Genomic DNA, 1,258 nt, shown 5'->3' on the forward strand with positions numbered 1-1,258 from the left:
TGATCTGGTCAAATGATACTGGACACGGTTATAGGGTTTAGGTCATTTCTCATGCTGCCAAGGCTTCCATTGCTACCGGAGTTCGATATCCGTTGTGGCTGTGCAGCCTGATCCGATTGTAATAATGGGTCAGGTAGCGCAACACATCGGTACTGGCCTCGTCTTCGTTTCGGTAGCCAGCCTTGGGTATCCATTCAGATTTCAAGCTGCCAAAGAAACGTTCCATCGGGGCGTTATCCCAGCAGTTTCCTCGTCGACTCATGCTTTGTTTTATGCGCATGTGCGCCAGCGTTTCACGGAACATTTTGCTGCTGTAATGGCAACCTTGATCCGAATGGAACATTAAGTTTTCAGGGCGTCCTCGCGACTCGAAAGCCATCTTTAACGCTCGACAGGTCAGCGCAGAATCCGGGCTTTTGGACATCGCCCAACCGACGATGCGTCGGGCATGCAGATCAAGCACAGCAGCCAGATAAACCCAGTAAGTACCGGCCCAAATGTAAGTCACGTCGCCACACCACACTTGATTGGGTGCCTCGACGTTGAACTTACGCTCCAAATGGTTGGGGGCGTATTGCGCCTCCGCACCGCTGGGTTTGTAACGATGCCTGCGCCGTTGCTGGCTCTTCAACCCAAGCTCGCGCATCAGGCTACGAGCCATGTAACGACCTACCGCCTCTTTTTCGTTACACAGCGCCTTTGACAGACCGCGCGCGCCCATTGAGCCGCGACTTTGCTCATGTAATTCAGCAGCTTTGATCTTTAGGCGATTACGCTCGTCATCCGCCTTTGCCCGCTGTTTCAAACGTTCGTAATAACTGCTGCGATTGATTCCAAATACGCCGCACAACTCGGATCTTGAATACTGCTCGCTTAACTCCTCAACCAGCCTTACCGATCGAGGGAATCCGACATCAAGAGAGCTGTAGCCTTTTTTAAAATTTCCTTCTCGCGCTCAATCCGTCGAATTGTTGCTTCCAGTTCCTGGATGCGTTGTTGGTCAACGGTCATGGCCTTGGACTTCTCAGGCGTCTTGCCGCTGCGCTCCGCACGCAGTTGCTCAACCCAGCGGCGCAGAGCTGTAGGGCCCACGCCCATTGCTTCGCAGGCTTCACTCACCGAATAGTCTTTATCCAAAACCAGGCAAGCCGCATCCCGTTTGAAATCTGTCGAAAAATAGCGTCTGGTCAAATCACACCTCGTCGTTGGGCGTAGATTACCGCCCTTTAGGGGTGTCCAGAATCATTAAGCCAGATCA

1 protein-coding gene is annotated in these 1,258 nt (G+C 52.5%); it reads right to left on the reverse strand.

What is annotated here, in order from left to right; all coding sequences use genetic code 11:
* Positions 1-49 precede the first annotated feature (49 nt).
* Positions 50-1,191, reverse strand: a protein-coding gene (locus IEQ42_RS27220) for an IS3 family transposase (RefSeq protein WP_395593320.1) whose coding sequence is annotated in 2 segments (ribosomal slippage) — positions 50-930 and positions 930-1,191 — 1,143 coding nt in all. Because the reading frame shifts where the segments join, the coding sequence is not laid out codon by codon here.
* Positions 1,192-1,258: the final 67 nt, after the last annotated feature.

This window comes from Pseudomonas iridis (genome assembly GCF_017980685.1).
In the GTDB taxonomy this organism is placed as follows: domain Bacteria; phylum Pseudomonadota; class Gammaproteobacteria; order Pseudomonadales; family Pseudomonadaceae; genus Aquipseudomonas; species Aquipseudomonas iridis.